The sequence below is a fragment of the Zunongwangia pacifica genome (genome assembly GCF_023499215.1).
Classification (GTDB): Bacteria; Bacteroidota; Bacteroidia; order Flavobacteriales; family Flavobacteriaceae; genus Zunongwangia; species Zunongwangia pacifica.
In genome coordinates, this window is the sequence record NZ_JAKHSK010000006.1 from 177,080 (window position 1) to 184,806 (window position 7,727).

General features: G+C 36.5%; 7 protein-coding genes. 2 read left to right on the forward strand and 5 right to left on the reverse strand.

The annotated features are described in order from the left end of the window. Nucleotides 1-16: 16 nt before the first annotated feature. Complete coding sequence (locus tag L1967_RS06245; protein WP_249600870.1) at nt 17-961, forward strand: NAD(P)H-dependent flavin oxidoreductase; 945 nt, start codon at nt 17-19, stop codon at nt 959-961. Between the two features lie 206 nt (nt 962-1,167). On the opposite strand, the gene L1967_RS06250 is transcribed toward L1967_RS06245, so the two are convergent. From L1967_RS06250 to guaA, 5 genes are all read right to left on the reverse strand, one after another. Next, the gene (locus L1967_RS06250; protein WP_249600871.1) at nt 1,168-1,431 is read right to left on the reverse strand and encodes a hypothetical protein; all 264 of its coding nucleotides are present in this window, start codon (nt 1,429-1,431) and stop codon (nt 1,168-1,170) included. A 94-nt stretch (nt 1,432-1,525) separates the two neighbouring features. Next, the gene (locus L1967_RS06255) at nt 1,526-2,071 is read right to left on the reverse strand and encodes a cysteine hydrolase family protein (protein ID WP_249600872.1); all 546 of its coding nucleotides are present in this window, start codon (nt 2,069-2,071) and stop codon (nt 1,526-1,528) included. Nucleotides 2,072-2,259: 188 nt separating this feature from the next. Further along, a complete protein-coding gene (locus L1967_RS06260) occupies nt 2,260-2,658 on the reverse strand; it encodes an OsmC family protein (RefSeq protein ID WP_249600873.1) in 399 nt (132 codons plus the stop codon). Continuing rightward, nucleotides 2,618-4,609 carry a LysM peptidoglycan-binding domain-containing protein gene (locus tag L1967_RS06265; protein WP_249600874.1) on the reverse strand — a complete coding sequence of 664 codons (1,992 nt, stop codon included), beginning with the start codon at nt 4,607-4,609 and terminating at the stop codon, nt 2,618-2,620. Before L1967_RS06265 ends, L1967_RS06260 begins: the two co-directional genes overlap by 41 nt. 75 nt (nt 4,610-4,684) lie before the next feature. Continuing rightward, nucleotides 4,685-6,214 carry a glutamine-hydrolyzing GMP synthase gene (guaA, locus tag L1967_RS06270; RefSeq protein ID WP_249600875.1) on the reverse strand — a complete coding sequence of 510 codons (1,530 nt, stop codon included), beginning with the start codon at nt 6,212-6,214 and terminating at the stop codon, nt 4,685-4,687. A 428-nt stretch (nt 6,215-6,642) separates the two neighbouring features. Here guaA and L1967_RS06275 point away from each other — a divergent pair, with 428 nt between their 5' ends. Next, nucleotides 6,643-7,368 (forward strand): SIMPL domain-containing protein, encoded by a 726-nt coding sequence (locus L1967_RS06275; protein ID WP_249600876.1) that lies wholly within the window; start codon nt 6,643-6,645, stop codon nt 7,366-7,368. The last annotated feature ends 359 nt before the right edge of the window (nt 7,369-7,727 follow it).

Genomic DNA, 7,727 nt, shown 5'->3' on the forward strand with positions numbered 1-7,727 from the left:
GGGAAACATACCTGTAATGGCAACAAATCGAATTACTAGACTTTTCAATATAAAATATCCACTTATCCAGGCCGGTATGGTCTGGGCAAGTGGCTGGAAACTGGCAAGTACCGTTAGCAATGCTGGCGGATTGGGAATTATTGGCGCCGGCTCTATGTATCCTGAAGTGCTTAAAGAACACCTTATAAAATGTAAAAAAGCGACCAACAAGCCTTTTGCCGTAAACGTCCCCATGCTCTATCCCAATGTGGAAGAGATCATGCAAATTATTATTGCAGAGAAAGTACCTATCGTTTTTACTTCTGCAGGAAATCCAAAAACCTGGACTTCTCATTTGCAACAACATGGGATTATTGTTATTCATGTAGTAAGTAGTGTAAAATTTGCCTTAAAATCTCAGGAGGCCGGCGTAGATGCTGTGGTAGCGGAGGGATTTGAAGCGGGCGGACATAACGGTCGTGACGAAACAACGACATTTACCCTAATACCCATGGTCAGGGAAAAGTTAGAAATTCCAATTATCGCGGCAGGCGGAATTGCTACTGGGCGCGGCATGTTGGCCGCAATGATTTTGGGAGCCGATGCCGTGCAGATTGGAAGCCGCTTTGTCGCTTCAGTAGAAGCCTCTTCTCACATTAAATTTAAAGAAATGGTGATTAAAGCGCAGGAGGGCGACACTAAATTAACGCTAAAAGAACTGGCTCCCGTTCGCTTACTTAAAAATAAATTCTTTGAAGATATTGAAGCACTTTACAAAAAAAGCCCTTCTAAGGAAGAGTTACAACAACTCTTAGGTCGCGCCCGTGCCAAAAAAGGCATGTTTGAAGGCGATCTGGTAGAAGGTGAACTCGAAATTGGTCAAATTTCAGGCTTAATTAAAACTATCAAACCCGCAGCTGAAATTGTAAAAGAAATCATCAAAGAATTTGAGAGCGTAAAATCTCAAGTAATTCAATTTTAGTTAAAAGCATCATCTATACTTCGTTTTTTTGGCTTTCACCAATACTTATTTTGTTTGACCTGTGTTAGAATAGGAAATTTGAGCAGATTTTCTATTTTGATTTATTGCACGATTATCGAGCAAAAAAAACAGGTCGAAAATTGATAAAATCGACCTGTTTTTTTGAGGCTATAAAAGCTCAGCAATATGCTTTAGAAAATAATTCTCTAGTAATTTTGAGAAGCTAAGCTTGTAAAAAATGCCATTCCTCCCAGGAACACAAAGAAAATAATAGATAATACGATCATTATTACATACAGCAATAACATTCCTTTAGCCCAATTTCTACGGGTATAATTGGGATCACTTCCAAAAGCCCATACCAGTAACATAATTATTCCTATAAATGGTAAACCAGCAACAAAAACGTATAATGCCCATTTTTGAGGGCTAATAAGATTTGATTGTTCAGGTTGATTATAATTCTCCATGATTTTTGATTGTTTTAATTGAATATAAAATGCAAGCTAGTTAAAAAACTCCTTTTATATATTGATATTAATCAATTTTCCAGAAATACTACTTTTAATCCTTAAGATATGTCGTTGCATTCATCACGCTGGCATAGAAATAATTTAAGGCCGCAAGAAAAGATTTTTGTACTTCAGCAGCATGTGCTGTCTCTCCGTTTATTTCTAGATTTTTTGTTGCACAGGCATCGCCTATTACGATACAATCGAATCCAAAATCTTTAGCCGCCCTTGTGGTTGCATCCACACACATATGCGTCATCATCCCGCAAATTACCAGTTGCTCCACATTTTGTTCCTGGAGCGTATTTAATAAATCTGTCCCTCTAAAACTATTTGGAAAATGCTTCACAATCACTTTTTCTTTTTCAAGCGGAGCTACATTTTCATGAATTTCTGCCCCGTTTGTTTTTGGAATAAAAAAAGTCGCATCACCCCGAGTTGATAGGTGTTGTATATGAATAACAGGTGCGTCCTTAGCTCTAAATTTCTGCAAAACTTTTTTGGCATTTACACTTGCTTCCGCAGGTTTAAAAAGTTCCATGTTACCATTTTCAAAATAATCATTTTGAATATCAATTAAAATTAGTGCTGATTTCATATCTAGAAGTCTTAAACTTTAGTCCGTTGTTATTTTTTTCAGAAATTATTTTCTCTTTTTATATCATATATTCTGGATTGCGGCTGATATAACCATAACCCAAATCATTTCTGATCACCGGTATTCATTAAAACAAATGCCCGGTTTAAAGAACCAGGCATTTGTTTATTTTTCAATTAAATTCTGTTCTACCAGATAAATTTAATATCTTTTTCCATATCTGGATGTAAACTATAGAAAACCGGGCAGGTTTTAGCTGCATTCTCTATAATCTTCATCACCTTATCATCAAATTTCTGGGGGAAAGTAAGCAATATTTCAATTTTTGAAATTCGTCGCGGATCGGTAGCCATTGTCTTGGTCACCTGTGCGGTAGTACCTTCTATAGAAATTTCCATGGCTTGGGCCTTTATCCCCATTATGGTGAGCATACAGGTTGCTAAAGCCGTAGCTACAGTATCTGTAGGAGAAAACGACTCCCCTTTCCCATGATTGTCTACGGGCGCATCAGTGATCATTCTAGTCCCACTTTGCAGGTGTTCTGCTTCAGTCCTTAAATTCCCTAAATATGTTACTTTGGCTGTCATCGGCTATTTGTAAAGTTAAATCTGGATTAATTTGAAGAATATAAACCGCTTTATTTCTGAAGCCACCTCCCGGCTGCGGCTCATACAAAAACTTATTCTCGTTATATTCTGTAAAACCTTTATAATGGCTAAATGAAGTATAAATATCTTCTGAAGCCGCTAAACGAAGTAAAACGTCCATAGTTAAATCATACCCCCTCACGGCATATTGATTTGGCGTAACGCCATATTCTTCCTGATATTTAGTCATAAAATCTGCAGAAACCTCTAAATTATATTCTTTATCTACCGATGGATAATGGAAATACAACTTTCCTAAATCTTCGTTAGTGATGCTTTCGTTATCGTAGCTATCATTTTTATTAGTGGTAAATAAAGTAATGTCAAGCTCCTCCCGTAATAATCGATTTAAGGCAGCAACGGTACTACTAATTGTCCCTACGTTGCTGGATTCTAATATCACCCAGTTTTGTGCCCCCGGTAATAATACATTTTTTAAACTTGCTTCTGAAACATAACCATTCACAGCATTTATAGTTCTGGCCGAAGGGAAAATATCAATTAATTTATTTTTAATTTCAAAAGATTTAGAATCTGAAACAATGATCACATTTTTACCTTCTCCAAATTTCCGAAGATAATCTAGCATTGTATTACTCATGGTTTGCTGAGTGGGACGCGCAATAAACAAATTATTGCTCCCGCGCATTTCTTTATCTGAAAGTGGTGTGAATACAGGTATGTTTTTGTTTCTTAAACGCTCTGCAGCAGCCTCTGTAGTCGATTGTAAAAAAGGACCAATTACAGCATCAACATCATTAAAATTGTTGGTGTTGATAAGATTGGCAACTTCAGCCGCACTTCTTTTAGTATCATAAACTTTAGCCCGAGTAGAAATCCCTAACTCTTTCGCATCTTCCATAGCCATTTTAGCACCACTATAAAAATCCAGGCTAATTCTTAAAACACGGTCGTCTAAAACAGCTTGCTTATATGCTCCATTACCTGCTGAATCTACCTGAATTTTATCTAAACTATAAGGAAGCATAAATACCAGGTTTTTAGGACTAAAATTAGAAAGGGAGTCTTTAAGATTTACCTTTTCTCCCTGTAGATTTTCAGCTTCACTGGTTAAACCGGGTACTACCCAATCTTCTGGATCCTGCTCTTCAGGGTTAGGAACTTTTAAAACCATTCCCCATTCTAATCCTTCTTCCTTTATAATTGGATTAAGAGCTAATATAGAGTCCTGTGTTACATGAAAACGCTGAGCTAAGCCATACAAGGTTTCTTGTGGCTTTACTTCATAAAACTTAAAGTTTTTATCTAAAAGCACTACGGGATCTGGAGAAACATTTGTACCAACCCTAAGCATAAGCCCTGGCTGCAAAACATCTACCGTTGGATTTAAAGCTTCTAATTCTTTTACCGTTAGACCATATTTTCTGGCAATACCATATTTGGTTTCTTTAGGTAAAACAATATGCTCTCTCACCTTACTTTTATCAAATTTCTGGCGAATTTCCTCTTTAGAAGTATTGTTAGGTTTTGCCACCACCCGATCTAATTTCCTAAAAACAGGGATACGAATGGTTTCTCCTTTTTGAAGCTCTTTAGAATATAATTGCTTATTATAACGCTTAATATCATCTATCTCTACATTATATTGCTGAGATAAGCTAAAAAGCGTTTCTTTCTTTTTAACCAGATGCTCTTTAAATTGAACCGGATCTAAACTTGGCGAACCGGTTTTAACCGGCATCCCTTTATCCTTTATCGCTAAAGGGATAACCAGTTTTGAAGATTCTTCGATACCATTTTTTGCATCGGGATTATATTTGTAAATTTCTTCTTCAGAAACATTATAATCCTTAGAAATACTGTAAACAGTCTCTCCTTTTTTTACGGTATGATACTTAAATTCCTGCGCAAACGCAGAAATTTTCATCATGCATAAAAAACAAATTAAAAAAAGGTATCTCATTTTATTTATTGAATTTTAGACTTTATAGGTTGAATACAAATGCTATTCCCATTCTATTGTTGCTGGTGGTTTAGAACTTATATCGTACACTACCCTATTAACGCCTTTTACTCTATTTATTATTGTATTCGAAGTTTTTTGCAAAAATTCGTATGGTAAATTTACCCAATCGGCGGTCATTCCATCGGTAGATTCTACCGCTCTTAATGCTACAACCTGCTCGTACGTACGCTCATCTCCCATCACTCCTACAGATTGTACAGGCAATAAAATGGCACCGGCCTGCCAAACATGATCATAAAGATCCCAGTCTCTAAGCCCCTGAATAAAAATATGATCTACCTCCTGTAATATTCTTACTTTTTCAGCAGTGATATCCCCTAAAATTCTAATGGCCAAACCTGGTCCCGGGAACGGGTGGCGACCTAAAAGTGTTTTAGAAATACCCAATTCGGCCCCCACTCGTCTTACCTCATCTTTAAATAACATTCTTAGCGGTTCTACCACTTTAAGTTTCATAAAATCTGGTAAACCACCAACATTATGGTGCGATTTTATGGTTACTGAAGGACCATTAACCGAAACAGATTCAATAACATCAGGATAAATAGTACCCTGCGCTAAATACGTAACATCTTTTATTTCATGCGCCTCATCATCAAAAACTTCAATAAAAGTGTTTCCTATCGCTTTTCTTTTTAATTCAGGATCACTAAGCCCTGCCAAAGCCTCAAGAAAACGAGCAGAAGAATCTACGCCTTTTACGTTTAATCCCATGTCTTTATACTGGTGAAGAACGTCTTCGAATTCATTTTTACGAAGTAAACCGTTGTTCACAAAAATACAGTACAGGTTTTTACCAATAGCTTTATGCAAAAGCATAGCTGCTACAGTAGAATCTACACCGCCACTAAGTCCTAATACCACTTTATCATCACCAATCTTCTCTTTTAGCTCTGCTACCGTAAGATCTACAAAAGCACCAGGCGTCCAGCTTTGTTGTACCCCAGCGATATGCACTAGAAAGTTTTCTAATAACTGCTTACCATCTGTTGAGTGGTACACCTCTGGATGAAACTGAATAGCAAAGGTTTCTTCGCCTTCTATACGATAAGCCGCATTTAATACATCTGTTGTACTGGCTAAACGTACCGCATTTTCTGGCAATTCTTTTATAGTATCACTATGGCTCATCCATACCTGAGAGTTCTCTTTGATGTCGTCAAAAAGTGGCTCGTCATTTTTAATAACAGATAAATTTGCCCTACCATATTCCCTGGTTTCAGAAGGTTCTACCTTACCGCCGTGAAAATGGGCTAAATATTGGGCACCATAGCAAACCGCCAGCATTGGTAATTTTCCTCTAATTTGAGACAAATCAGGATGTGGAGCATCTTCTGCTCTTACTGAAAACGGACTTCCCGAAAGGATAACCGCCTTAAAGCCTGAAAGGTCTTGTGGAACTTTGTGAAATGGGTGAATTTCGCAGTAAATATTTAATTCTCTTACGCGTCTTGCAATCAATTGCGTATACTGCGAACCGAAGTCTAAGATGAGTACGTTATTTTGCATGCGCAAAATTAAGAATTTGAGCTAAAAATAAAATACAATCCACAATTATTTTATACTTACCATTATCACCGCAAAATATCAGGTTTTCGCCAGATTGTTATCAAAGATTATCTTAAACTATAATTAAAGTTTAAGATAATCTCCTTATGCTATTTATCTATTAACGTTAAGCAGGCTTTTGCTTATTCGAATAATTATCCATTAATTTGTTTTAACCGAATTTTAACTTATCCGAAAATCCCCAATTCATGAACCGCCAACAAGAAGAAGAGTATATGAACTCTTTACATCCATCCAGATCAGTGATAGAGCTGATTTATTACATCATGACTGTGATTTGTGTTGTAGGAATTGTAGCCATAATTTTTCAGCTTTTATAAAAATTTAGATCTGAAATTGTTACTTTTATAGCATAATTTATTCATGCTATGAAATATTTAAGCGCAATTATTTTTTCTATTGCTATTGTTATTGCGGCCTGGTTTTTAGGCAATTCCTATGTTAACAGAGCTAATCCAGATGGTACTATTTCTGTAACTGGTGCGGGTAGCGAAAATTTCACTTCAGACCTTATTGTTTGGGAAGGACGTTTTAGCCAGATGAGCGAAAACCTTGAGTCTGCTTACAATCAACTTAACCTTGATAAAAAAACGGTTAAAGATTATTTAATTGAAAAAGGTATTAAAGAAGAGAATATTGTTTTCAATTCAGTACAGACCGATGAGCAGCGTGAACAGAAATATCAAAACGGAAATTACGTAGGTAGTATCTTTAAAGGTTATCAGCTTACACAAAGCGTAAAGATCGAATCTAATGATGTTGAATTGATCGAAAGCGTAGCAAGGGAAATTACCGAATTACTGAATAAAGGGGTACAGTTTAATTCTACCCCACCTAGATACTATTACACCAAACTGGCCGATCTTAAGATTGAAATGATCTCTAAAGCCACTGAAGATGCACGAGTAAGAGCTGAAAAAATTGCAGAAAATTCTGGTGGGACTTTAGGTGAACTAAAAAGCGCCGATATGGGAGTTTTCCAGATTACTGGGCAAAACAGCGGTGAAGATTATAGCTGGAGTGGCGCATACAATACCGCCGATAAACGTAAAACAGCAAGTATTACCATGCGTTTGGAATATGAGATTGAATAGTAAAGTCGCTTTAGTCATCCTATGGCAGGCAAAGCGGAGATATCTTTTGTAGATTGTTTTTGAAAAATTGAGATTTATCCATTCCGCTACGCTTCAGTCGAAATGACGCTTATTTTTTTAATTTTAAATTATGATTTTGTCATCCTATGTTTGTTGCATGTAGATTTAAGAGAAATAATGATTAGATTTCAATAGAAGAAGGGAAAGCAAAAAAACCGTGCTTTGTCATTGGTCTTATAAGGCTGTTCGAGATGCTGGTTACTTTCCCTATCTGCTTGAAACTTGGACAGTTCATTAGGCCCTGGAGCCTGTAAGAAGGATTGATAAGTTCAAAGCAGTTTCTCCTATCTACTTGTTTG

Bases quoted from the DNA above. Each gene is read 5' to 3' on its own strand.
- L1967_RS06255 (WP_249600872.1), bottom strand. From the start codon at position 2,071: ATGAAATCAGCACTAATTTTAATTGATATTCAAAATGATTATTTTGAA.
- L1967_RS06250 (WP_249600871.1), bottom strand. From the start codon at position 1,431: ATGGAGAATTATAATCAACCTGAACAATCAAATCTTATTAGCCCTCAA.
- L1967_RS06245 (WP_249600870.1), top strand. From the start codon at position 17: ATGGCAACAAATCGAATTACTAGACTTTTCAATATAAAATATCCACTT.
- L1967_RS06275 (WP_249600876.1), top strand. From the start codon at position 6,643: ATGAAATATTTAAGCGCAATTATTTTTTCTATTGCTATTGTTATTGCG.
- L1967_RS06265 (WP_249600874.1), bottom strand. From the start codon at position 4,609: ATGATGAAAATTTCTGCGTTTGCGCAGGAATTTAAGTATCATACCGTA.
- L1967_RS06260 (WP_249600873.1), bottom strand. From the start codon at position 2,658: ATGACAGCCAAAGTAACATATTTAGGGAATTTAAGGACTGAAGCAGAA.
- guaA (WP_249600875.1), bottom strand. From the start codon at position 6,214: ATGCAAAATAACGTACTCATCTTAGACTTCGGTTCGCAGTATACGCAA.